We start from the raw sequence: 24,011 nt of genomic DNA, 5'->3' as shown, positions 1-24,011 counted from the left end.
TCTGACGAAATACCATGCGCGAAAAAGGACTTGCAAAAAGGGAGCCATCCACACAAGACCTTGGACGCTAGCGGAACATCGTTGTGGGCAGCAAAAGCGCGATATCCGGCAACAAAAAGACAAAGCACAGTGCCGCCAGCATAGCGAACCAAAACGGCCAGATACCTCGGAAAATTGTGTTAAGTGGAACACCTTCCGCGATGCCTTTGACAACGAAAACGTTAATGCCGACGGGTGGTGAATTCAGCCCCATTTCCAGCGCGATCACCATCAAAACGCCAAACCATATCATATCGACGCCAAGCGGTTCCAAGATAGGCTGCACCAGTGGAACTGGTCAGAACAAGGATCGCAAAGCCGTCCATGAACATGCCAAGAATGATGAATAGCAGTAAAAAGGCGACAACGATTTGACTACCCGTTAGTCCGATGTCCGCAACCCAAAGCGAGAGCGCGTAAGTGATGCCTGTAAAGCCTACGAAGGTTTTGAACACAAACGCACCAAAGAGGATCATAAAGACTGTTCCGCTCGATTTCAGAGTGCTCGACACCACGTCTTCAATGTTTTCACGCGTTAGTGCACCGCGAAATATAGTCACCAAAAGCGCCAGCAAAGCGCCGATGCCTGCGGCTTCGATGGCGGAGAAAACACCCGAATAGATACCGCCAATTGTGAGCACGATGATGCCAGTGATCCAAGTCGCGCGGCCCAGCGCACGCAGGCGCTCAGGCAGCGGCACGGGATCAAGATTTGTGGGTGCTTTGCTAGGATCACGCGTCACGACAATCCAGATCGCAACGATAAACAGACAAGTCAGCAACAGCCCCGGCAGGACACTTGCCATGAACAACTGGCCGATACTTTGTTCTGTCAGGATGCCGTAAATCACAAACCCTGCAGAGGGCGGAATCAAGATACCGAGCGTCCCACCTGCCGCAATCGCGCCCGTGGCAAGACCGTTTTCATAGCCATAGCGCTGCATTTGCGGCAGCGCGACGCGCCCCATCGTCAACGCCGCAGCGAGCGAAGACCCAGACAATGCTGAAAAGCCTGCGCATCCCACCACTGTGGCGGACGCAAGCCCGCCTTTGCGGTGCCCTAGCCGCGCGTTGGCCGCATCATAGAGATCGCGGCTCATCCCAGAAACGCCTGCAAGATTACCCATCAAAACAAACAAAGGAATGATCATCAAAGGGTAGTTTGACGCCTCTGCAAAAATTTCGCCAACGAGCTTTGGCAGTGCCGCTTGCGGGCGGATCATCTAGATGCCGAGCGTGCCAATCAGCATCATCGCAGCACCAACGGGCATACGAATTGCAAGAAGCACAAACAGGCCACCAAAGCCCAGCGCTGCGATTGTTGTCGGATCCATCAGTGTGCCTTTGCCATTGGGCTTGCGCCGCTGTCGCCCCAGATGCTTTTGAGTAAACTCAAGCCGACCTCGAGTGCGTAAACGCCAAGGCACACGCCCAAGTAATAATAAAAGTAGCGGTGCTCGATGTTGAGATCGGAAGTCACGCAGGCTTTCTTAAACCCGCAAGCTTTAACGAACAGCGCGTAACACGCGAGGCTGATAATGCTGAACGTCGCCAATAGCATGACCACATCAGCGATCCGGCTCATCTTTGGGCCCATAAGCTGGCTGATCACATCAATGCTCACATGTGCCCCGTTGCGAGCGCCGTAAGCAACAGACGCACCTGCAACAAGGATCAGCGTGAGCGTCGCGACATCATTGATCCCGAAGATCGGATCATTCAAAACGTAACGCCAAAACACCGACACTGCGATCGTGCAAATCAAGGCGACGATTCCGAGCCCGCCAACAATAGCGAGCCCGGTTGCCAAGCGCGCGACAATGACATCGCAGCGCTTGATGACGTTTGGTGTGTGGCGCACCACATTACTCGCCCAGCATCAACGCTTTGATTTCGCCGACAGTTTTATAACCTGCTGGCTGCTCCAAAGCTGTGGCAAGGGCTGGCGCAATCGTGTCATTCCAACGCGCTTTTTCTGCGTCGTCCAAATTAATAACCTCAAGGCCGGACTCTTACGCGAGCTTAAGTCCTGCACCCGCAACTTTATCATAAGTCGCGCCGCCACCGCGCGACAGTTCATCACTTGCCACCGCATCAATCCACGCGCGCTTTTCTTCGGACAGACCATTGTAGGTGTCATTGTTCATCAATAAAACAAACGCAGACCCAGAACCCGGGAACCACGTGGTGACATATTTCGCGGGCTCGTTAAGCTTGAACGAGCGGATCGCAGAAGGGTCAATTACGATCCCGTCAATCACCCCGTTTGTGAGGTTGATCACATTCACCGGCTACACAACCGCGGATGCACCCAAGGCTTCCGCGAAAGGAATATCGCCTTTGCTGGTGACGCACAGGGTCATGCAGGCAAGATCTTCCATGCTGCGCACAGGCTTGTCACGCGTCAGCAAGACGGGAGGCGCATTAGCCCAAATCGCGAGGATCTTTGCGTTGTATTCGCTCTCTAGCTCAGCGAGTGCGTTCAAAAGCGCTTCGGTGCAGGCCGTCGCACTTGCACAAACGTCAGGCATGCCAACCACTTGCGTCTTTGGGAAAACATCACCCGTATAGCCCGGAAGCGCGAACACGATATGGGAAACGCCATCCAGCAAAATCGCATACTGCTTTGGCGGAACAGCGTTAAGCGCACCACCTGGTAACATTTGAACGCTTATCCCCCGCCAGAGATTTCAGCCAGTTTCTCAGCAAACGGGGTGAACACACCTGCGTTCATCGGATGCTTTGGCCCCATGAAATAAGCAAGGCTCAGGTTCTGTGCGCTCGCCATTGAATCCGCGCCAATCGCACCTATCAAGGCCATTGTTTCCAGTAGTTTTTTCATTTTCATTTCCTCCCAAAAGTTATTGTTCTGTTTAGCACGGAAAACCTACATATTCACGGGCCAGCGCATGCTGTGCGGGCTCTGAAGTGAGCAAGATATCATAGTCGTTTTCGCGTAATTTCTGATCAAACGCGTCTTTGCAGGGGAAGACATGTAGCAGTTTTGTTAACCGCCAAGAGATGTTCTCTGACGCCCAAATCCGCTTGAGCGCAGTGTCACTGTAGCTCTCTAAATGGGTCACATTGCCGTTCTTCAGCGCGCTCACAAACGAGCGTGAAAGTTAATAGCCATCAGAAAACGCCAGATTTAAAACTTTTGCACCCGTAGGCGGCAAAATATGCGCAGCGTCCCCTGCAAGGAAAAGTCTGCCATAGCGCCAAGGCTCAGACACAAGCGATTGCAACGGCGCGATGGATTTCTCAATCGATGGCCCCGTTTGGATCTGACTGGCCACATCTTGCGGGAAACGGCGCAACAAGGTTTCCTAAAAGCGATCATCAGACCAGTCCTCGATTTTGTCGCTCACCGGGGCTTGCGCATAATACCGGCTAAGCTGCGGATTACGCTGCGCCGCCATCGCCATGCCATCAGAGTGATAGGCGTAAATGAAATTCTCGAGCGGTGGCTTTTCCACCATTATTCCAAGCCAGCCAAAGGGATAAACCCGCTCGTAGGAACGCCTTAAATGCTGTGGGATCGCTTGACGCGAAGGACCGTGATACCCGTCACAGCCCGCGATATAACGCGCATCGATCCGTTCGGTTCGCCCGTCTTTTTGGTAGGTAACAAAGGGCGCTTCGCTATCTACCTCATGCAGGGCAACATTCTTTGCCTCGCATATCACCGCACCGCCATCACGTTCACGCGCAGCGTAAAGGTCTTCGGTGATATAGGTTTGCCCCCACGCCACCATATGCTTGCCAGTCCACTTCTTCACATCGATTAAGTGGCTCTCTTTGTCTCGCCAAAGAATTTGCGTGCCGTCTTTGACCTTGCCCATCTTATCCATGCGCGCGCCCAAGCCGTAATCACGCAACAACTGTGCCGCGTCATGCTCAAGCACACCTGCACGGATGCGGCTCAACACATAGTCCTTGTCCTTGGATTGGCGTTCAAGCACCACGGTATCGATACCGTTTTGATGAAGCATGTGGCTCAGCATAAGTCCCGCAGGACCACCGCCAATGACGCAAACCTGTGTTTTCACCTGTTGCTTTCTCTATCTGGGAGGACAGGTCAGAGGACGTAGCACTGAATCGACATGTTCGCTATCGATGCGTATCGATGATTGGTATGGGAAATTTCGATCACAAAGACCTCGACTGGCACCTTCTGCACATCTTGCTGACAGTTCTTCAGGAGACAAACGTCACCCGTGCTGCGGATCGTTTGGGCCTCACACAGTCCACTGTCAGCCATGCTTTGAAAAAATTGCGTCTGATTTTTGGCGATCCTCTCTTCGTGCGTTCTGGCAAAGGGATTGTGCCCACAGAGCGCGCGCGCAGTTTGCGTGATCCCGTCACGGCCATCCTTGATAGCATCAAACAGCTCTCTGATGCGCGCCCCTTTGACCCGCGCGACGCCCCATTGGAATTCGTCATCGCCGCCAATGACGCGACGCGAGACCTGTTGTTCCCGCGCCTGATGTTAGACGCAGCACAAGAGCAAATTGATCTGCGCCTGAGTTTCATCCCGTCGGGCCTGCCCAGCACCAAGTTGCTCAACGACGCGCGCTGCGATTTGATCGTGACGCCGATGCCGCCGGATGGACCCGACATCATTCAGAGCAAACTGTTTGAGGGGGAAATGCACTGCTACTATGATGCGACACAGCGCGATCCGCCGCGAAATTGGGATGCTTACCGCACAGATCGCCATATTGCCGTGCGCTTTGCTGACGGGCGCGCATCCTCTGAGTTGGTTGCGCATGTTGACAGCGCGCCAATCAAACCACCTGTGTTGACGGTCACGAACTTCGGCTCGCTCGTCCCATTCATCAAAGGCAGCACTTTACTCGCGACCGCCCTTAATCATACGGGGTTAGGCCCGCTCAAAGAACTTGATCACGCCCCTTTGCCCTTTTCCACAGATCCAGTGTCGGTGTTTCTGGTTTGGCACAGACGCGACAGTACAGATCCTGCACACCGCTGGCTTCACGATAGAATCAGACAATCTGCGCGCGCTCTTAAGCTACAAAACTGAGCCGTTGCTCCGATGATCGCTGGCACAGCAAAGATCACGAAATGCCTTGCATATTCAACGCATTGCTTCGTTAATGTAGCACGTCTTTCATGGGGAGAAATGAGATGGGTCTTATCGACGTTAAAAGCTACGCAGCTGGTCAATGGATCAGCCCCGATGAAAGCGCGCGCAACTTTGAGAACGCTGTAACGGGTGATACTTTGGGTCGTGCAGGCAATGGCTCCCTTGATGTGCAAACGATGCTCGATCATGCGCGAAACGTCGGCGGTCCCAACCTGCGCAAGATGACGTTTCATGACCGTGCGCGGCTCATCAAAGCGCTCGCCACCCATCTAAACTCTCAAAAGCAAGCGCTTTATGATCTGTCGTATGCAACCGGTGGCACGTTCTCGGATCATCAAATCGATATTGATGGCGGCATTGGCACGATGTTTGTCTTCGCCTCCAAAGGGCGCCGCGAGATGCCGGATTCGAACATTTACCTCGATGGTGAAGTCGAGCAACTCTCCAAGAACGGCACGTTCTTAGGCCAGCACATCGCAACCTCTTTGCAAGGCGTCGCAGTCCATATCAACGCGTTCAACTTTCCTGTTTGGGGCATGCTGGAAAAACTCGCACCGACTTTGCTTGCGGGGGTTCCTGCCATAGTGAAACCCGCGACAGCGACATGCTACGTCACCGAACTCGCTGTGCGCATAATGCTGGAAAGTGGCCTTTTACCAGAGGGCGCACTCCAACTTGTGTCCGGTGGTTTGGGTGACATGCTGGATCGTTTGGACTGTCAGGATGTGGTAAGCTTTACAGGCTCTGCTCAGACAGCCTTTAAGCTGCGTTCTGCGCCACATATCCTGAAAAACTCGATCCGCTTTGTGGCTGAACAAGACAGCCTTAACGCCTCCATACTTGGGCCAGATGCGGTGGTAGGCACCCCTGAGTTCGATCTTTTCATCAAAGAAGTGCAACGAGAGATGACTGCAAAAGCCGGGCAGAAATGTACGGCCGTCCGCCGTATCTTCGCCCCTCAGACCCAAGTTGAAGCGGTCATCGAAGCGCTCAGCGCGCGCCTTGCCAAAACGGTCATTGGTGATCCACAGGCCAAGGGGACCCGCATGGGGGCGCTGGTGTCCAACAGCCAAAAGCATGACGTTCTGGAAAAAGCGAATATTATTGGCACAGAAGCCGAGCGTGTCTACGGCGATCCTGAAAATTTTGCGCTCAACAATGCGGATGCGAACAAAGGCGCGTTCCTGCCACCGATGCTTTATCATTGCGCATCGCCTGACACGGCAGAGCGCATCCATGACACAGAAGCCTTCGGCCCTGTCTCAACGATTATGGGCTACAGCGATCTGGAACACGCCATAAGATTGGTTAACCGCGGCCAAGGCTCGCTTGTCGCGTCGGTGATCACCCATGATCCAGACGTCGCTCGCGAAGCGGTGCTGGGGGCTGCTGCGTTTCATGGTCGGCTTTACTTCAACAATCGCGACAGCATGAAGGAATCTACAGGCCATGGCGCGCCGCTGCCTCATCTTGTGCATGGCGGACCGGGTCGTGCAGGTGGTGGTGAAGAAATGGGCGGCGTGCGTGGCGTGATGCACTATATGCAGCGCACCGCGATCCAAGGCAGCCCTGAAATCCTCTCCGCAATCAGCAGCAAATGGGTGCCCGGTGCCAAAGAAACACCCGCACCTGCACATCCCTTCACGCGTACGTTCCATGAGTTAACGATCGGCGAGACAATCCACACTGCGCCGCGCGAGATCACGCTGGCGGATATCGAACACTTTGCTGAGTTTACGGGGGATACGTTTTACGCCCACATGGATGACGCCGCGGCCAAACGTAACCCGTTCTTTCCAGGGCGCGTGGCGCATGGGTATTTGCTGCTAAGCTTTGCGGCTGGACTATTTGTGGAGCCGAATGAGGGACCCGTTCTTGCCAACACAGGCCTCGACAATCTGCGTTTCATGAAACCTGTTGAGGCGGGTGACAGCATCAAAGTGCGCCTAAGCGTGAAGCACAAAACCCCCCGTAACGAAGACTACGGAGAAGTGCGTTGGCATGTGACTTTGACGAACCAAGATGATGAAAAGGTCGCGGAGTACGAGCTTTTGACGATGAACGCGTATACGTCCTAGGACAAGCAAAGCCGCGAAATCACGCGGCTTTCATAAAGCCAGCAAAGAACGTCTCAACCTCGCTCACCGCGTCGAGCGGCAAAACTTGTGCGACGTATTGATCTGGGCGCACGATCAGCAAAGCGCCATGCGCACGGTCAATACCGCGAAGATCGAAAATATCTTGACCGTGCGTCGTATCAGGGCAAAAGGCTTTTTCATAATCGATCAAGCCATACACCCCTTTTCGCGGCAAAAGCAGATCAGGCAGCCCACCAATATCCATCTCGCGATGCGGCGTTTGAAAGACGGCGCGCAGGTCAAACACACTGTCGATGTCAGCGTCCTTTGGAGTATACATAGGAAATAAGTTTAGCGACAACGCAGAGCACATCTTCGCGATATAACCGCCCTGTTGCCCCACGTCTCGCGCAGCGGCAAAGGCCATCAAACGCCAACGACCATCCGCCTTTAACGCGTGCCCAAGTTGCATCGCCTTCGCGTCGCCAAGCCGGACCACAGGCGCAGAATGAAACCGCATCCCTGTTTGATAACCCGTCGCCAAAGTCTGATGCGCGCCGGAGCCTGTCAGCATAGAAGCGCTATACCGCGTCTCCACTCCGGCAGTGTAGCGACCATGCTTTTTGAAGTATTGCTGGAAGCGTGCCGCCTCTTCAGGTGTTTTGGGTTTCGCACTAAACAAACGCGCCATGTCTTTGTCGAAATCAATAAGCTCCTTCGCTTTGGCCTGCCGTTCGTCTGAATATGTATCCAGCAACTGAGGCCCCGCATGCCCTCGCAAAACAGCCGCTAATTTCCAGCCCAAGTTAAACGTATCAGCCATAGACACATTCATGCCCTGCCCCGCCTTTGGGCTATGCGTGTGGCACGCGTCACCCGCAATAAACAGCCGGGGCTGTTTGGTGCCACGTGCGTCGGGCGCCACATCATCAAACGCGTCACAAACGCGCTGACCGATCTCATAAGCGGACCACCACGCCACCTCTTTCACATCGAGTGAATAAGGCGCCAGGATTTTTTGCGCTTTTTCAACCAGCATGTTCGAGGTCACATTCCGATCAGCCGCGCGCTCATCGCCGTGCAATGCATCCAGTTCGATATACATTCGAACCATGTAGCCGCCTTCGCGTGGGATAATCAGGATGCTACCATGTTCAGCAGACTGGATCGCCGCTTTCAAACGGATGTCAGGGAAATCCGTCACTGCGAGCACATCCATCACCCCCCAAAGCTGACGCGCTGCCTCGCCTTTAAGGGCGTGCCCCATCGCGCGCCGCACTGTGCTACGCGCACCATCGCACCCAACAATGTATTTTGCGCGGACCGTTTTCTGAACGCCGTCCTCACCACATGTGAAGCTTGCGGTTATTGGGTAATCCAGATCATCCGTGCGCGTCACATCAACAAGATCATGCCCATAGTCAGGCTCCAAGCGCCGCGCAGAATTACGCATGATTTCCAGATAAAAGTCATGCACGCGCGCTTGGTTCAAAATGACGTGCGGCATCTCTGAGAGATCATCTTCAACATCTTGGATACGATCAGCGCGCGCAAGCCCTGCACCCGTGTCATCGGGCCGCCAAAAGGCGACTTCATTGACCCAGTAAGCTTCTTTCAAAACCTTTTCGGAAAAGCCAAACGCCTCGAACATTTCAACCGAGCGGCATGCAATTCCATCAGCTTGCCCAACCTCGAGCGGACCAGCTTTGCGATCAGTGATCATCGTTTTAATTTCTGCAAACGCCGATAGTTGCGCCGCAAGAGTAAGACCCGCAGGCCCGCAGCCAACGATCAAGACATCCACATTTTGAGACGCCATCTGCCTATCTGAAAGCGATTTACTTATCGAAGGATCACCAGCGCAAAACCCGTTCAAGTGGTACTGCATAAAGATGCTCCTTTACTGATAAGTATGCACACTAATATGCGGAAGTCATCAAGCTCTGTCAATATAGTAAGTATGCACCTTATTTTTCATCGCTGAGTTGATTTACATCAAAGCCCGCGTTTTTGAATGCGTTAAACAAAGAAGACCTTTGCAACGGGAGACACGCAATGTTCATGAAGAAAATTGATGAGAGCTTTGGCCTGACGCTTGGCATGGCTGAGCGTCTCGGCATTGAAACGGGACGCACTGTCTCGGCAAACCCAGAAGTAGACGCAATCGCGCTCCGCTCAGCTGTTCTGAAGTGCGCGACCTGCAAGCATCATGATGCTTGCAAATCACTTCAGGCAACGCATACGCAGCTAGATGCGGCACCGGACTATTGCCGGAATTGGTAGCCGATCACTTACTCGGGGCAGCGTCCGCAAGTTTGATACCAGTCTCTGCGCAACGCTCAAGAAGGGGCGAGACTTTCCAAGCGACGGCATCTTCTTGGCTCAACTCGCGTAAACGCGCGACAATCGCCTTAGCGCCAAGCGTATCCGCATAGTGCATCAAACCGCCGCGCCAACGTGGGAAACCATAGCCGAACACCGTTACCAGATCGATGTCGCGCGCGTTGTGCGCGATACCTTCATCGAGGATGTCAGCCGCTTCGTTGATCATCGCAAGCACGAGGCGCTCTGTTATTTGCTCGCCCGAATAGTCGGTGCGCTCACGCTTTGCCAAGTGAGATTCCTCGATCGCAAGGTCGGCGACAATTGGATCATCGACTTTGCCATTGCCACCCGGATAACGATACCAACCCGCGCCTGTTTTTCTACCCAGCTTGCCCAACTCGACCATACGGTCCGCAATCGGAATATAGCGACGGTTAGGATCACGCGTCGCGTCCTGACGGCGCCGATTGGCATGTGCGATATCAAGGCCGGATAGGTCTTGCGCCTCATATGGGCCCATTGCGTAGCCGAGCGCTTCCATCGCCTCGTCTACTTCCCAAGGGCTTGAGCCATCCATAAAGACTGTATCCGCCGCCTCACGATAACGCGCCAGAATGCGGTTACCGATAAAACCGTCACAGACACCTGCAAGCACCGGAATTTTGCGCAGCGCCTTGCCAAGTGCGAAACCTGTAGCGATTGCCGCATCACTGGTTTTATCACCGCGCACAATCTCAAGCAGTTTCATGATATGCGCAGGCGCAAAGAAGTGCAGGCCAATCACGCGAGACGGATCCGGCAAAGTTGCGGCAAGCTCGTTGATATCAAGGTAAGAGGTATTGGTCGCCAAGATCGCCTCTTTGGGCAGTGTCATCGCCAATTTGGCAAAGACATCCTTTTTCACCTCCATGCTTTCAAAGGCAGCCTCAATGGCAAGCATCGCGTCGCCGACAGTCGTATAATCTGTCGTCGCGTTGAACCGCGCACGGTGATCTTGCGCACGCGCATCGCTGATCAAACCTCGCTTCAAGCTGGCGTCGATGACCTTTTCAACATTGGTCAGCGCCCGTGCGACGCCGTCTTCATCCGTCTCCAAAATCGTCGCACGAAGCCCTGCATTCAGCAAAGCATAAGCAATGCCAGCCCCCATAGTCCCACCACCAACAACAGCGATGTGATCCAGAGCGACAGGATCAGCTTTGATCGTCTCCGGCATCTTAGCCGCGCGCTCAGCAAAGAAGATATGGCGCAGCGCACGTGCTTGATCACCTATTTTCAACTCTAGAAAGGCGGCGCGTTCAATCGGCAAAGCGTCATGGAACGGGATCGACAATCCAGCCTCGATCACATCAATCGCACGGTTTGGCGCGATCTGGTTCGGGCTTTTCTTCGCAATGGTTGCGCGTGCATTCGCGAGTAGTTCTTTGTCATGCTCAGGTGCGGGCAATTCCCATGTCGGGACAATGCATCCGAGCTCTTCGGTGTTGACCATATAAGCCTCTTCCACCGGATCATCCTCGACCGTGTGGGTCAGTTTTGCCGCCAACGCGTCAGCAGCATTCAGAGGCTTCCCAAGGCTGATCATATCAAGCGCTTTTGCCAAGCCAACCAAACGCGGCAAGCGTTGCGTACCACCCGCGCCGGGGATCACACCAAGCGTCACTTCGGGCATCCCAATTTGTGATTTGGGCGACATGATCCGCATCCGGCACGCCATCGCAACTTCTGCGCCGCCCCCAAGGGCAACCCCATCAATCGCGGCGATCCAGGGAACGAAGCTCTCGTCAATCGCGTTCAGAACGTCAGGCAAATGCGGTTCAAGCGGCGCACTATCAAACTCGCGCGCATCGGCACCAGCCGCGAATGCGCGTCCCTTTCCGCTTAGAATAACACGGGTCAAATGCAACTCTTCCGCCCAGCGCACGGCATCGAGCAAACCTTGACGCACCGATTGCCCAATCGCGTTCACAGGCGGGTTATCGATTTCTACATAGCCCACATCGGCTTCGTTGCGTTTCGTGACGCTCATGGCGCGTTCCCCTGTTTTTCTTAAATCTTGTGTGATTTTGAGATGTTGTGCGCTTTCAACAAAGCGTTCAGTTCCGCGCGTGACGTTTGGATATTCTGCCCGCTGGTATCCAATTGATAGCTTGCTTTGGCATAGTGGCGTTCGCGTGTTTTCAAGATCTGGCGCAATTGTTCCATGGCTTGCGGGTTACCCGCCATGGGGCGCAAGTCGCCTTGTGCGCGTACACGGTCCATATGCTCGGACGGTTGCGCCTTGATCCAGATTGTGTGGAAATCTGTCAGAACATTATCAAATGTTTGCGGCGAAGAGACGATGCCACCTGCGACAGCCAAGACCAAACGTTCATGCGTTGCAATGATCTTGTTGAGCGTTTCGGCTTCGATCTGGCGATAACCGTCTTCGCCATAGAGAGCGATGATCTCTCTGACTGGCACACCAATTCGCGCTTCGATCTCTGTGTTGAGCTCTAGAAACGGCACCCCTAAATCAGAAGCCAAGAGCGCGCCCAAGGTGGATTTGCCAGCCCCTCGCAGCCCAATGAGACAGATACGCTCTGCCTTGGATTTACGTTCGCGTGTAGGATCCAGCACCTGAAGCGCGCGCGCGCGCGTCGCAACGTCCGCCTTTTGATAAAGTGCTGTGACGTGGCGCAATTCTGCGGTCTGCGAGGTTGTCTCTGTGATCAGCGCTTCAATCGGCAGTTCCAAAGCAGTGGCAACCTGTTGCAACAAGCCAATCGAAATATTCCCCTCACCGCCCTCAAGCTGCGCGAGATAGCGCATCGACACGCCAGAGCGCTCCGCTAACTCGCGGCGCGAAAAACCTACACCCGTGCGCGCGGCACGCACTTGCGTCCCAACAAGTTGGATCAAGCTTAACGCTTTTTCGCTCGGCTTTTGCGCCTCTTTTAGCATTAACCAGCATCACCCGCAGGAATATGCGCTTCGACTGCGCGGCGAATGTCTTCGGGCGGGGATTGCTTTTTGAACTGATCCGCCACGATGAAAACACTGACCGTGCGTGTGGAAAAGCACAGCTTGCCATCCTGTAGACCATCGACGCGGAAGGTGATCGACGTCTCGCCCAGCTTGACAGGCCAAACATGGCAGATCAGGCGGTGGCGCGGCGTGACGGGAAAGGCAAAGTCCATCTCAAGACGTACGAAAGGCGTGCCAACATTGCGATCCAGCTCCATCTGGAACCAACCGTCACCGCCGAGCTTGTCTTCCCACCATGCGTTGATCGCCTCCAAAGCGAACCACGGCAGGCGCCCAGTATACGCGATTTTCGCAGGATCACAGTCGCCCCAACCTATGCGTACCATATGTTCGAAAGTTTCTGTCGGACGTGGTTCCATCAGTAAGTCTCCACGTGAAAACGACCATCTTCGCGCATCACATCGCTCAGGGCCGTCCATTGCTCACCCATCGATTCAGCGATGTTGGTGAAAGCACGTTCGACGCCGTCTTCCATCTCTTTCATCCCACAAATATAGATGTAGGTGCTTGGGTCTTGCAGCATCTCTGCCACAAGGTCTTGTTCCACCAGCATGCGGTCTTGAACGTATTCTTTGGGCTGATCGGGCAAGCGGCTATACACAAGATGCTTTTGCAACAAATCGCTTGGCACTTTGTTAAGCGGTCCAAAGTACGGCAAGCTATCAGGTGTGCGCGCACCAAAGAACATGACCATGCCGCCAGACTTTTCGCCCACCGCGCGTTGCCGCGCCATTGTGAACGCGCGCATCGGGGCCGCGCCTGTGCCGGTGCAGATCATCAAAAGGCGCGCATCGGGATCAGAGGGCAACAAGAAAGTCGCGCCAAACGGGCCCGTAACATTAATCTTGGCACCCTTCTCAAGGTCACAAAGATAGTTCGAACACACGCCACCCTCTTCACGTTTCACTGTGAGCGAGACGTTGTGATACCCTGCACGCTCGCCATCGCGCGGACTGGACACTGAGTAAAGGCGCGGCAGATGCGCTTTGCCTTGTGCATCTGTTCCGGGTGCAATGATGCCGACGGATTGACCCTCTAAAACAGGGAACGGTTTGCCCTGAAATTCTAAAATAATGTGGCGCGTGTCCGCATCAGAGCTTTCACTGGTGATACGGTAATTGCCTTGCACGACAGCCTCAACAGGGTTGCCAAGATTATAGAGATTGATCGTCGGCTTCGCAGCCGTCGCAGGCGCTTTGGCCTTACCGCCAGCGCCTTTCTGTGCTTCAGCTAGAAGCACAGCGACAGGATCAATCTCATCCGTTTGCGCACCCCCTTTGGCGCTTGTCTCCGACACGACAACTTCGCCCTGCTCAGGTAATTCTTCCCAGCTGTACTGGTCCTCAAGCGAATACGCTTCGTCCTTGCTGCCCACAACGCGCCACTCATCAATTGAACCAGTGGGACACACAGGAATGCAATCCATACAGAAGTTGCACTTGGACGCATCAACCACGACGTTGTCATCGTTGTGCTCAATCGCTTGTTCTGGACAGGTCATTTCGCAAGTATAGCAACGAATGCAGATTTCAGGGTCGATTACATGCTGCTTGAAAGGGGCGTTCACGAATGTAGCTCCGATGAGCCGAGCAAGATTTCGGGCAAGACGCTCAGTTCCATCAACATACGACACGGGCCAGCACAATCGTGACATCCCAAACACTTGTCACGCAGCTTTGCGGCGGTTTGGGCGGTGTCTTTGCTCAGGGCATTACGTTCGATCAACATGAGGTCTCTCCCATTTAGAAAAGGTCGGCAGGGATTTGCACCCCTTCCAAAGGCGTTCATCACGCCATGTGCAGTTTAACGTACTCAAAGTCGCCCGGCTTATTGTCGATACCGACCTTGGGCGGCGCGATCCAGGAGGCGTATTTTCCCGCCTCATAGCACGGTACCATCAGCGAGGTGATGTAGTCGCCATCCGCAAGCGTAGGCAGCCAATCACCAGCGCGCTTTTCCCACTCTTCGTTGGAAATGATGTCGCCCGCTGGGTCCGTGTTGATCGGCGCAAAGACGCCAATTTGACGGTGGAACGCTTCGTGCGGCAAGGCCAGTGCAAATTCGACCCCCGCTTTCGCGATAAGCTTGTTCCAGCGGCCAATGCCACCAGATGCGTCGCGGATATAGTCATCCCGCAGGCGCATGTTGATCGCAGTCAGAGCAGGCACTTCTTGCGCAACGATTTTGCCGTCCACAACAGAGCGGACCACGTAAGTGTCGTTCTGCAATTGGTGATCATCGTCGATCCGCATCTCCATATAGCGGCCCTTGATGCCGTGGTTGAACGCATTCGCGGCGTTGGTGGAGACTTCTTGCCCAAACAGATCAAGCGAGAGCGAATAATGCAGGTTTAGCTTTTTCTGGATCGTGGGCAGGTCAATCACGCCTAGATCGCGGATTTTGCCGATGTCGTAGGGATCCGTAATCCCTGCTTTATTCATCGCCTCTACCGTCGCTTGGATGGTGCGGCCTACGCCAGTTTCGCCCACAAACATGTGATGCGCTTCTTCAGTCAACATAAAGCGGCAGGTGCGGCTGAGTGGGTCAAAGCCAGACTGCGCGAGGCTTTCCAATTGCATTTTACCATCACGATCCGTGAAGTAGGTGAACATGAAGAAGGACAGCCAGTCTGGCGTTTCCTCGTTGAATGCACCCAGCATACGCGGCGCTTCTTCGGAACCGGACGAACGGACAAGCAGGTCATCCGCTTCTTCGCGGCCATCCTTGCCGAAGTATTTTTGCAGCAAGTAGACCATCGCCCAAAGGTGACGTCCCTCTTCGACGTTCACCTGAAACAGGTTGCGCATGTCATAAAGCGACGGCGCAGTGAGGCCCAAGAAGCGCTGCTGTTCAACCGAGCCCGGCTCTGTGTCGCCTTGGATCACGATGAGTCGCTTGAGCATATTGCGGTACTCGCCCGGCACTTCCTGCCACGCTTTTTCGCCTTTGTGCTCGCCCATGGGGATCACGCGATCCTCAACTTGCGGTGCAAGCAGAACACCCCAGCGGTAATCAGGCATCTTCACGTAGTCGAATTTCGCCCAGCCCTTAGGGTCCACAGAAACAGCAGTCCGCAGGTAAACCATGCTTTCCTGAAAGTTCTGCGGGATCAGTTTATTCCACCAATCAATGTAGCCCGGGTGCCATTTTTCAAGCGCTTTCAAAACCTTACGGTCACTGCTGAGGCCTACGTTATTCGGGATCTTCGTGTCATAGCTTACATCAAGGGGTGCAGACATTGTGTTCTCCTAAGAAAAATCTGTGGGCGCTTTAAACGCGTTCCATATTGTATTTGCCGCGCACGCCCGTTCCGTAACGTTGCAGTGCGCCTTCACTTCCAACAGCGTTGGGGCGGTTGAATATCCAGTTCTGCCAAGCAGTGAGGCGACCAAAAATGCGGGTTTCCATGGTTTCGGGACCAGCGAAACGTAAGTTCGCTTCCATACCTGTCATGGCATCAGGCGAGAAACTCGCGCGCTCTTCGATGAAGATACGCACTTCGTCCTCCCAATCGATGTCATCAAGGATCATTGTCACAAGGCCAAGTTCATCGGCGTCTTCCGCTTCAAGCGCTTCGCCAATAGAGGACTTAAGGCTTTCCACATGCTCAGGTTCCGCCAGAAAACGTGTTTGCAAACGCGAGATATCATTGCCCATCGGGAAGCGGCCAAAGTTAGCTTCGCTCAAAGCAATTGTCGCCGTTGGACGATTGTCGCCCTCAAACTCATCTTCCATCATGTAAGTGCGATCCACGGAGAAGAGCAGTTCCGCGAGGATGCCTGTAAAGCACGAGCCATGCTCGATAAATGCGGCGAGCGAGCGGGACGTCACATCAACCCGCTTGAGCGTACGCTTCCAGTATTCCAGTGTTTCATTCGCCAACCAATGATCAGGATTGCCCATCAAAAGCGCCTCATGCGCGGCGAATTTCTCAGGATCCCCTTGGGTTTTGAAAACCCAGAGACCCAACTCATTCTCGTTTGTGCGCAGGTGTAAAATCGTGTCTTCCAACTCGCGCACCAGCTTGAGCATATAGGCCTGATCACCCTGTGCTTCGAACGCGGCCATGTCTGCTGGCGCATCTTCTGTCGCGCCCTTCAAAGTGATCGTCGCGGTGCGTCCTTTACGATCTAACTCAACCTCGATCAGATCGTAGGTCACTGAGTCTTCACCAATCGAGCGATTTAGAGCGCCAAGGGCGATCCCCTTACTCACGTCAGGTTTTTGCGAATTTGCAGCGAATTCTTGCGCGCGCTCCACAACTGCATCGTCAAACTTGGAGTTCGCAATCACCTCGTCTACCAAGCGCCATTCCTTGGCGCGTTTGCCTTTGATGCCCTCTTCGATAGAGCAGAAAATATCTGCGCGATCACGGCGCACTTTGCGTTTGTCTGTCACCCGCGTGAGACCACCCGTGCCCGGCAAAACCGCAAGCAACGGCACTTCAGGCAAGCCAACCGCAGAAGTGGAATCGTCGGTGAGCATGATGTGGTTGCACGCGAGCGCCAGCTCATATCCGCCCCCCGCACAGGCACCGCGTATAGCCGCGATATAATTCTGACCGGAATCCTTTGCTGCCGCCTCGAAGGCATTGCGCGTTTCATTCGTGAACTTGCAGAAATTAACTTTGTGAGAGTGCGCGGCACCGCCGAGCATACGAATGTTCGCGCCAGCGCAAAACACCTTGTCCTTACCGGACTTCATTACCACAACTTTGACTTCTGGATGCTCAAAACGCATGCGCTGCACGATATCGCTGAGCTCGATGTCAACGCCTAGGTCGTAGGAATTGAGCTTGAGCTCATAGCCCTCGAACAATCCACCATTTTCATCCACGTCCATGATAAGATTCGCGACTGGACCCTCATATTCAACTTTCCAGTGTCGGTATTTTGACGGGTCGGTTTGAAAATCAATAAACTTGGGCATCAGGTATTCCTTGCGTAATCTTAGGTTAGCTTAGCGGCAGAAGGCATGCGAGTAAATTGAATGATGCACAATAACGAGAAATCTAAGTCTCTGTTAAATAATGAAAATGAGACATAAGCGCACTAAAAATTCTGATATGTGCGTTATAATACACCCATCAACCTAGCTGTTAGATCCGCCAACAAGCTATCAGCATCTTGGCTCTGATCCGCAAATGCAGGCGGTCGTTCGGCCTGACGCAAAAGATCTTGTGAGATCACCAACAATCTCTGAGCGGCTTTGGGGCGGCCCATCTCCAGCTTCAAAAACCCATTAGCGAGCTGGATCAATCCCTGCACAAAAGCCCGCTCGCAACTTGGCTTCGGCAGCAACATCCAAACAGGTTCCAGCAGTTCATGCGCTTCCCAGAAAAACCCTTTGTGGATATAGCGCAGCCCAAGTTGAAACGCCGCGCATTGAGCGAGTTGCTCAGGCGTTGACCCTCCTTTTGCAGTCTCACGAATAGGATCAAACACCCCTTCTGGATGACGCGCTGTCCTTCCTGGAACATAAGCGTGCGTCGGCCAAAAATCCTGCGTCAAGGCACAGACCCAGCGTTCTCCAATGCAAACAAGCGCGTGCAAAAATCGGCAATGGCGTTTGTGACGACCACTGGTTGGTCAAGAAACGGCGCGTGGCGGCACTTCTCCAAGATCAATGTTTCAACCGGTGAATATGCACGCGTCTCAATCTCTTCGATTTGTGCCAGCGTGCCATACTGATCGCTCTGCCCTTGGATTGCCAAGGTCGGGATACGCAGATGATCAATCACATCAGCCACGTTCCAATCTTTAAAGTCCGGGTGCAGCCATGCGTCATTCCAGCCGCGAAACGCATTGTCAGGATTCTTATGGTATTTCGCCAACCCAGCGCGCAGGTCGCCTGTTTCATAGGCGATCTTGGCCTTGGCAATCTCGGCAAGCCCCATATCTTCGGTAAAAAAGTGCGGTGCCATCAAAGCAATTGCGCGCACGCGGTAATCAGGTACTGAACCCGCATAAATCGCCGCAATCGTAGCGCCGTCACTATGCCCGACTAAAACAGCGCTCTTTATTGCGACCGCGTCGAGCACCTCACCCAAAACCTCAGTCGCTTCAAGCGTCATATAGTTTAGTGGTCGTGGCAGATCGGCAGGATCAGATTGGCCATATCCCGCGCGGGAATAGACGAAAACGCCAAGCCCTGTGGCCTCCGCCAAAGCCTGCGGGAACTCGCGCCATAAAGCGATGCAGCCCAAGCCCTCATGCAAAAGCACAAGCGTCGCGGCCTCATCTGGTGACGGTCCAAAGCAAGCGTATTCAAGCGACTTCCCGCCGGCCTTTAGCGATCCTGAGGGCACCCAAGGCGCGTTCATACGAGGTCGCGCAGCTTGAAACGCTGAATTTTACCTGTCGCCGTTTTTGGCAGATCATCAATCACTTCGACCCAGCGTGGATATTTCCATTTGCCGATCTTCTCTTTGATAAAGTCTTTCACCTCACCCAGATCACTCTCGGTTTTGCCGTCTTTCAGCACGACAAAAGCTTTGGGTTTTTCTAAGTTCTCGGAGTCGCGCTGCGCGATGACTGCGGCTTCCAGAATGACCGGATGCTCGACCAAAGCCTGCTCGATCTCAAAGGGGCTTACCCAAATGCCAGAGACCTTGAACATATCATCCGTGCGACCGCAGTAGATATAACGTCCATTTTGCGAGAGTTCGTATTTGTCGCCAGTGCGCGTCCATTCCCCTTCGAAGGTCGTGCGCGATTTTTCACGTTGGTTCCAGTAGTCCGCCGCAGAGGAGTTTCCCCGCACCAGCAACTCACCAATACCCCCCACAGGCACATCAGCACCATCGTCATCCACCAATCGCACGTCATAGCCGGGAACCGCTGTGCCAGAGGTGCCGTATTCCACATCACCTGGCCTGTTGGACAAGAAGATGTGCAGCATTTCTGTCGAGCCAACGCCGTCCATAATATCAACGCCCCAGATCCCTTTCCACTTGCGACCAATCTCTGCGGGCAAGGCCTCGCCTGCGGAAATACAGGTCCGCAAAGGCGCTTCAGGATGCGCGCCCTCAACTTCCCACTTTTGGATCATGGCCGCATAAAGCGTTGGCACACCGCAATAGATCGTTGGCTTATAGATCGCCAAAATATCTGAAACTGAATCAGGTGTCGGGCGGCCATTAAACAGATAGGCGGTGGCCCCCACAGACATCGGGAACGACATTCCATTGCCTAAACCATAGGCAAAAAAGAGTTTCGCCGCAGAGAAAACTGTGTCGTTTTCCGTGATACCCAGTACTTGGTTTCCATAGGTGTCGCACGTCACGCGCAGCGCGTCATGGATGTGCCGCACCCCTTTGGGCGCGCCTGTAGAGCCCGAAGAATAGAGCCAGAACGCCACTTCATCCCCAACGCATTCCGCAATCTGTGCAGGCGCCGTGTCTTTCATGAAATCTTCATAAGACACTGTTCCCTCGGGGGCTAACCCGCCAATCACAACGATCTGGCGCAGATGCTCAGAGGCTTGGGCAGCAGGAAGGACAACATCGAGCAACTCGTGCGAGACAAAAGCAATCCCAGCGCGGCTATCCTCAAGAATACGACTATAGACGTCGGTTGCGAGCAACGTGTTGAGTGCAACTGGTTGTACGCCTGCTTTCAACGCACCCCAGAATATTTCAGGGAACTCGATTTGATCGAGGACGAACATCGCAGCGCGCTCTTCGCGGCGCACACCCTCGCGCAGCAAAGCAGACGCACAGCGTGCAGACCCCTCGGACAGCGCGCCATACGTTAGCGTACGTCCATTCTCCCAAGCTTCAACAAAAGCCGCCTTTTCTGCACGACCCTCATGCAAGTGACGCTCAATGAACCACTCTGCTGCATTTCCATTCATAACCTCACCGCCTCCCAACGGATCCGTTGCTTCAACTTTCCTTAACTCTACAACGCTCAAAGCCCAAAATGGGCCGCTTTCTTACGAACATTGCATTATACTGCGCCTACTCCATCAAACCTAAAAGCCGCGCGGCGTTGTTCTTGATGATGTCTGGGCGTACTTCGTCCTTGATCGCGATCTTGTCGAAATCCGCGAGCCAACGCTCGGGTGCGATCATCGGCCAGTCAGACCCGAACAGAACCTTCTTGCGCAGGATCGAATTGGAATAGCGCACCAAAATGTCGGGGAAATACTTTGGCGACCAACCAGAGAGGTCAATGTAGACGTTCGGCTTGTGTTGGGCCACGGCGAGCGCCTCTTCCTGCCAAGGAAAAGATGGGTGCGCGAGAACGATTTTCAGGTCAGGGAAATCAACCGCGACATCGTCCATATACATCGGATTGGAATACTTCAGCCGCATTCCGTTACCGCCCGGCATGCCCGATCCCACACCCGTCTGGCCCGTATGGAACAGCGCGATGCAGCCGTGTTCTTGCAGCACTTCGTAGAGCGGATAGGCCATGCGGTCATTGGCGAAAAAGCCTTGCATCGTCGGGTGAAACTTGAACCCTTTGATGCCGTAATCTTCGATCAAACGCCGCGCTTCACGCACCCCCATTTTGCCCTTCCACGGATCGATAGACGCGAAGGGGATCAGCACATCATCGTTCTGTTTAACCAGTTCAAACACTTCATCATTGGAGTAGCGCCGATACCCTGTTTCGCGCTCCGCATCGACAGGGAAGATCACTGCGGCGATGTTCTGCTCGCGGTAATGCGCCGCGGTCTCTGGGATCGTCGGAGGATGCTCCCAAGGCGCGCGAAAATACTTCGCCATCGTGGATTGAAGATCATCGTAGCCGTCATCAGAGTGGCACCCGCAGGGTTCTTCTGCATGCGAATGAATGTCGATTGCGCGAATTTTGTTGAGGTCAATCATGACGCTGACTTTCTAATAGTAAGTGTTGCTGGATCCGCGTCATCATAGAGCCGCTCTAACAAAGCAGCGCGACGCGTCAGGAGTTTCTTGAAATTGATGCTGCCTTTGGCTGTTATTTCGCCATCAGACATCGACAGTGGTTCCGTTAGGAAAAGCGCGCGCGCGATGCGGGTCGAGCTTGATCCGCCAATCCCCGCGAGCTTTTCGCGCACAGTTGCTTCAAGCGAAGCACAACGCAGACCGCCATCATGATCAATGCAATCGCTTGCCTCTCGCATTGCGGCAGATGGGATTATGAAAAGACCGATATCACTTCGATCCGCACCTGTGATGATCACATCCGTGACCAAAGCACCAAGCGTTGAGAGCACCTCAAGACGCAGGTTCGCAGCGCGCACCCAAGTGCCGGACATCAGCTTGAATTCTTCCGAGATGCGCCCGTCAAACCGCAGTCCAAGATTGCTATCCGCTGGATCAACAAACACCATCGCATCGCCGGTTTTGTAAAAGCCCTCCTCATCAAATGCTTGAGCCGATTGCTCCGGTGCATTGAGGTAGCCTGTGAAAACACTCGGCCCTTTGATGCGCACTTCGCATCGCATATCACCGTCGGGAATGAGCTTGATATCAATCTCAGGCAAAGGAACGCCAACAACGCCAGAACGATCCGTTGGTTGGTGCTGCAACAAGGCCGCAGGCGCAGTTTCGGTTAGCCCCCAAGATGAAGTGAAAAGCGGGATATCCCCGCGCACCTCTTGCGCCATGTTCTCCAGATCGCTCCACACATCTTGTGCAAGACTGGCACCGGCATAAAACAGCATGTCCAGCTCTGCAAAAAAGTCATGTCGCAGGCCCGCATCCGCTTTCAAAGCATCGCGGATCATTGCAAATCCGAGCGGCACGTTAAACGCCATCGTGCCAGTCTTCAGCTTGAGATTCTCGAGCGTTTTGCCAACCAAATGCGGCGCAGGCTTACCGCCATCAATATAAAGCGATCCGCCATGGGCCAGCATCATATTGAAATTATGCGAACCGCCAAACACGTGATTCCACGGCAGCCAATCGACAATCACAGGCGGGCGTGTGTTGAGAAAGGGCAAGCCATAAGAGATCTGGGCTTGGTTCACACACATCATTTTGTGAGTTGTCGGCACACCTTTCGGCGACGACGTCGATCCACTGGTCATCAAAATCTTAGCGATCGTGTCGGGACCGACCTTGTCATGTGCGTCACTTATGTCGCCCGCGACTTTAGCGAGTGCCTCAAGGCGATGCACATCCGTGCCACCACCCTGCCCGACAAGCTTGTGAACGTTTTCAAAGACATCACGGTTCAGCACGTCCGCCAAGACATCCCCATCCTCAGCATAGACCGCCGCGGGTTTGATCAGACCCGCGACGAAATCAATCTGCACACGTGCTGCAGGAATAAGCGCGTATTGCTCTGCAAGCGGCACAATCGGCGCGCCGATATACTGCGCCGCCAGAGCGAGCAGGCCATGGTTCACGCTATTGCCTGAGACGATCAGGATCGCTTGGTCGGGCCCCAACCCAAGTTCGAGCAAACCAACCGCAAGCGCACGCGCTTGTTCACGCACCATCGCAAAGGTGAGCTCTCGCCAACCCTCGCCGGAACGCTCTGCAAGGAAGACTGCGTCGGGCGATTGATCCGCCCAATGCTCGAGCCAATCGGTCGTGCGATCTGCAATAAGGCCAAGCGCGCCGTTCGCGCGTAACAGGATCGAGCCATCCACCCGATCTTCGCGGGTCACATCATGTGCGCGGTATTTACTGTCCATAATCTGCACCCTTGGTTTTAGTATTTTTGCATACCATTAGCGAAACTTCGGCGCGCGTTTTTCCAAGAACGCGTGCAACCCTTCTTGAGCATCTGGTGTGGTTTGAGACAACGCCGCGCAAAGGCTTTCGGTGAACAACCCATCCGCTTTTGACATATCCTCGATCCGTGCGAGCGCTTGGACCATGAAGTAGTTCGACAAAGGTGCGTTGCGCGAGATTTTACCTGCGAGCTCACGTGCTAACGAGAGCGCTTCGCCCTCGCCCACAGAGTAATGCGCGAGGCCAAGACGCTCGCCATCTTCGGCACCATATTTGCGGCCCGTAAGCATCATTTCGGTCATGCGATCCGCACCAAGGATGCGCCCAACACGCACAGTTGCGCCACCACCGACAAAGATGCCACGCCGCCCTTCGGGAAGTTGAAAAATCGTAGATGGCTCCGCGATACGCACATGGGTTGCCGCCGCAATCTCAAGCCCGCCGCCAATCACTGCACCAAACATCGCACTCACCACAGGACGGCCACCAAACTGGATCATATCAAGAATGCGGTGCCAATTACGCGAATGGTAGATCCCCTCTTCCGCGCTGCGTTCTTTATGCTCTGCCAGATCAAGACCCGAGCAATAGTGCCCAGCCGTTCCGGTCAAAATGATCACGCGCACAGCCTCTGGCATAGTCACAAAAGCGTTCTCAAGCTCTGCGATAAACGCGTCGGACATAGCGTTACGCTTGTCTGGGCGGTTCATCGTGACTGTGGCGATTGCCCCATCAATTTCTCGTTCAATCATGGCCATTG

23 protein-coding genes and 2 pseudogenes are annotated in these 24,011 nt (G+C 54.1%); 3 read left to right on the top strand and 22 right to left on the bottom strand.

All coding sequences use genetic code 11. The features are described from left to right. Positions 1-67: 67 nt before the first annotated feature. The 8 genes and pseudogenes from PFRI_RS21815 to PFRI_RS05290 form a co-directional block, all read right to left on the bottom strand. The gene (locus PFRI_RS21815) at positions 68-292 is read right to left on the bottom strand and encodes a TRAP transporter large permease subunit (RefSeq protein WP_249033948.1); all 225 of its coding nucleotides are present in this window, start codon (positions 290-292) and stop codon (positions 68-70) included. Next, positions 222-1,262 (bottom strand): TRAP transporter large permease, encoded by a 1,041-nt coding sequence (locus PFRI_RS05310; RefSeq protein WP_249033949.1) that lies wholly within the window; start codon positions 1,260-1,262, stop codon positions 222-224. Before PFRI_RS05310 ends, PFRI_RS21815 begins: the two co-directional genes overlap by 71 nt. A 110-nt stretch (positions 1,263-1,372) precedes the next feature. Next, on the bottom strand, positions 1,373-1,900 hold the full coding sequence (locus PFRI_RS05305; protein WP_170124846.1) for a TRAP transporter small permease: 528 nt from the start codon (positions 1,898-1,900) through the stop codon (positions 1,373-1,375). 4 nt (positions 1,901-1,904) lie between these two features. Then, complete coding sequence (locus PFRI_RS21810; protein ID WP_273509472.1) at positions 1,905-2,027, bottom strand: hypothetical protein; 123 nt, start codon at positions 2,025-2,027, stop codon at positions 1,905-1,907. 24 nt (positions 2,028-2,051) lie between these two features. Further along, a pseudogene (locus PFRI_RS21630) lies at positions 2,052-2,702 on the bottom strand (type 2 periplasmic-binding domain-containing protein). 8 nt (positions 2,703-2,710) lie between these two features. Beyond that, positions 2,711-2,881 carry a hypothetical protein gene (locus tag PFRI_RS21290; RefSeq protein WP_170124848.1) on the bottom strand — a complete coding sequence of 57 codons (171 nt, stop codon included), beginning with the start codon at positions 2,879-2,881 and terminating at the stop codon, positions 2,711-2,713. 31 nt (positions 2,882-2,912) lie between these two features. Continuing rightward, a complete protein-coding gene (locus tag PFRI_RS21940; protein ID WP_342742262.1) occupies positions 2,913-3,146 on the bottom strand; it encodes a hypothetical protein in 234 nt (77 codons plus the stop codon). A 15-nt stretch (positions 3,147-3,161) separates the two neighbouring features. After that, positions 3,162-4,088 (bottom strand): annotated as a pseudogene (locus PFRI_RS05290) (4-hydroxybenzoate 3-monooxygenase). 86 nt (positions 4,089-4,174) lie between these two features. Here PFRI_RS05290 and PFRI_RS05285 point away from each other — a divergent pair. Both PFRI_RS05285 and paaZ read left to right on the top strand, forming a co-directional pair. Then, complete coding sequence (locus tag PFRI_RS05285; RefSeq protein ID WP_072629696.1) at positions 4,175-5,083, top strand: LysR family transcriptional regulator; 909 nt, start codon at positions 4,175-4,177, stop codon at positions 5,081-5,083. Between the two features lie 104 nt (positions 5,084-5,187). Continuing rightward, the gene (paaZ, locus tag PFRI_RS05280; RefSeq protein WP_072629685.1) at positions 5,188-7,224 is read left to right on the top strand and encodes a phenylacetic acid degradation bifunctional protein PaaZ; all 2,037 of its coding nucleotides are present in this window, start codon (positions 5,188-5,190) and stop codon (positions 7,222-7,224) included. 19 nt (positions 7,225-7,243) lie between these two features. On the opposite strand, the gene PFRI_RS05275 is transcribed toward paaZ, so the two are convergent. Further along, positions 7,244-9,112 carry an FAD-dependent monooxygenase gene (locus tag PFRI_RS05275; protein WP_072629684.1) on the bottom strand — a complete coding sequence of 623 codons (1,869 nt, stop codon included), beginning with the start codon at positions 9,110-9,112 and terminating at the stop codon, positions 7,244-7,246. A 167-nt stretch (positions 9,113-9,279) separates the two neighbouring features. Here PFRI_RS05275 and PFRI_RS05270 point away from each other — a divergent pair, with 167 nt between their 5' ends. Continuing rightward, positions 9,280-9,507: a DUF6455 family protein gene (locus tag PFRI_RS05270; RefSeq protein ID WP_084649608.1), complete on the top strand. Its 228-nt coding sequence runs from the start codon at positions 9,280-9,282 to the stop codon at positions 9,505-9,507. A gap of 4 nt (positions 9,508-9,511) precedes the next feature. On the opposite strand, the gene PFRI_RS05265 is transcribed toward PFRI_RS05270, so the two are convergent. From PFRI_RS05265 to PFRI_RS05210, 13 genes are all read right to left on the bottom strand, one after another. Then, a complete protein-coding gene (locus PFRI_RS05265; RefSeq protein ID WP_072629683.1) occupies positions 9,512-11,578 on the bottom strand; it encodes a 3-hydroxyacyl-CoA dehydrogenase NAD-binding domain-containing protein in 2,067 nt (688 codons plus the stop codon). A 20-nt stretch (positions 11,579-11,598) separates the two neighbouring features. Then, a complete protein-coding gene (locus tag PFRI_RS05260; protein ID WP_072629682.1) occupies positions 11,599-12,492 on the bottom strand; it encodes a helix-turn-helix transcriptional regulator in 894 nt (297 codons plus the stop codon). Continuing rightward, a complete protein-coding gene (locus tag PFRI_RS05255; RefSeq protein WP_072629681.1) occupies positions 12,492-12,935 on the bottom strand; it encodes an acyl-CoA thioesterase in 444 nt (147 codons plus the stop codon). The genes PFRI_RS05260 and PFRI_RS05255 overlap by 1 nt, the downstream gene beginning before the upstream one ends. Next, positions 12,935-14,143, bottom strand: coding sequence for a benzoyl-CoA 2,3-epoxidase subunit BoxA (boxA, locus tag PFRI_RS05250; protein WP_072629680.1), 1,209 nt, complete (start codon positions 14,141-14,143; stop codon positions 12,935-12,937). Before boxA ends, PFRI_RS05255 begins: the two co-directional genes overlap by 1 nt. After that, the gene (locus PFRI_RS21495; RefSeq protein ID WP_211317774.1) at positions 14,140-14,304 is read right to left on the bottom strand and encodes a hypothetical protein; all 165 of its coding nucleotides are present in this window, start codon (positions 14,302-14,304) and stop codon (positions 14,140-14,142) included. Before PFRI_RS21495 ends, boxA begins: the two co-directional genes overlap by 4 nt. Positions 14,305-14,363: 59 nt before the next feature. Then, entirely contained in the window at positions 14,364-15,815 is a 1,452-nt protein-coding gene (boxB, locus tag PFRI_RS05245; protein WP_072629679.1) for a benzoyl-CoA 2,3-epoxidase subunit BoxB, read from the bottom strand. A 31-nt stretch (positions 15,816-15,846) separates the two neighbouring features. Then, positions 15,847-17,505 carry a 2,3-epoxybenzoyl-CoA dihydrolase gene (boxC, locus tag PFRI_RS05240; protein ID WP_072629678.1) on the bottom strand — a complete coding sequence of 553 codons (1,659 nt, stop codon included), beginning with the start codon at positions 17,503-17,505 and terminating at the stop codon, positions 15,847-15,849. Between the two features lie 143 nt (positions 17,506-17,648). Then, a complete protein-coding gene (locus PFRI_RS05235) occupies positions 17,649-18,086 on the bottom strand; it encodes a DUF309 domain-containing protein (RefSeq protein ID WP_072629677.1) in 438 nt (145 codons plus the stop codon). Further along, positions 18,083-18,898, bottom strand: a complete 816-nt coding sequence (locus PFRI_RS05230; RefSeq protein WP_072629676.1) for an alpha/beta fold hydrolase — start codon at positions 18,896-18,898, stop codon at positions 18,083-18,085. The genes PFRI_RS05235 and PFRI_RS05230 overlap by 4 nt, the downstream gene beginning before the upstream one ends. Next, complete coding sequence (locus tag PFRI_RS05225; protein ID WP_072629675.1) at positions 18,895-20,430, bottom strand: benzoate-CoA ligase family protein; 1,536 nt, start codon at positions 20,428-20,430, stop codon at positions 18,895-18,897. Before PFRI_RS05225 ends, PFRI_RS05230 begins: the two co-directional genes overlap by 4 nt. A gap of 106 nt (positions 20,431-20,536) precedes the next feature. Beyond that, entirely contained in the window at positions 20,537-21,412 is an 876-nt protein-coding gene (locus PFRI_RS05220) for an amidohydrolase family protein (protein ID WP_072629674.1), read from the bottom strand. Further along, a complete protein-coding gene (locus tag PFRI_RS05215) occupies positions 21,409-23,211 on the bottom strand; it encodes a feruloyl-CoA synthase (RefSeq protein WP_072629673.1) in 1,803 nt (600 codons plus the stop codon). Before PFRI_RS05215 ends, PFRI_RS05220 begins: the two co-directional genes overlap by 4 nt. Positions 23,212-23,247: 36 nt before the next feature. Further along, positions 23,248-24,009: a crotonase/enoyl-CoA hydratase family protein gene (locus PFRI_RS05210; protein ID WP_111445467.1), complete on the bottom strand. Its 762-nt coding sequence runs from the start codon at positions 24,007-24,009 to the stop codon at positions 23,248-23,250. Between the last annotated feature and the right edge of the window lie 2 nt (positions 24,010-24,011).

The sequence above is a fragment of the Planktotalea frisia genome (assembly GCF_001890925.1).
GTDB lineage: Bacteria > Pseudomonadota > Alphaproteobacteria > Rhodobacterales > Rhodobacteraceae > Planktotalea > Planktotalea frisia.
The sequence above is the reverse complement of the archived record's forward strand: the minus strand, read 5'-3'. Positions and strand labels throughout refer to the sequence as shown.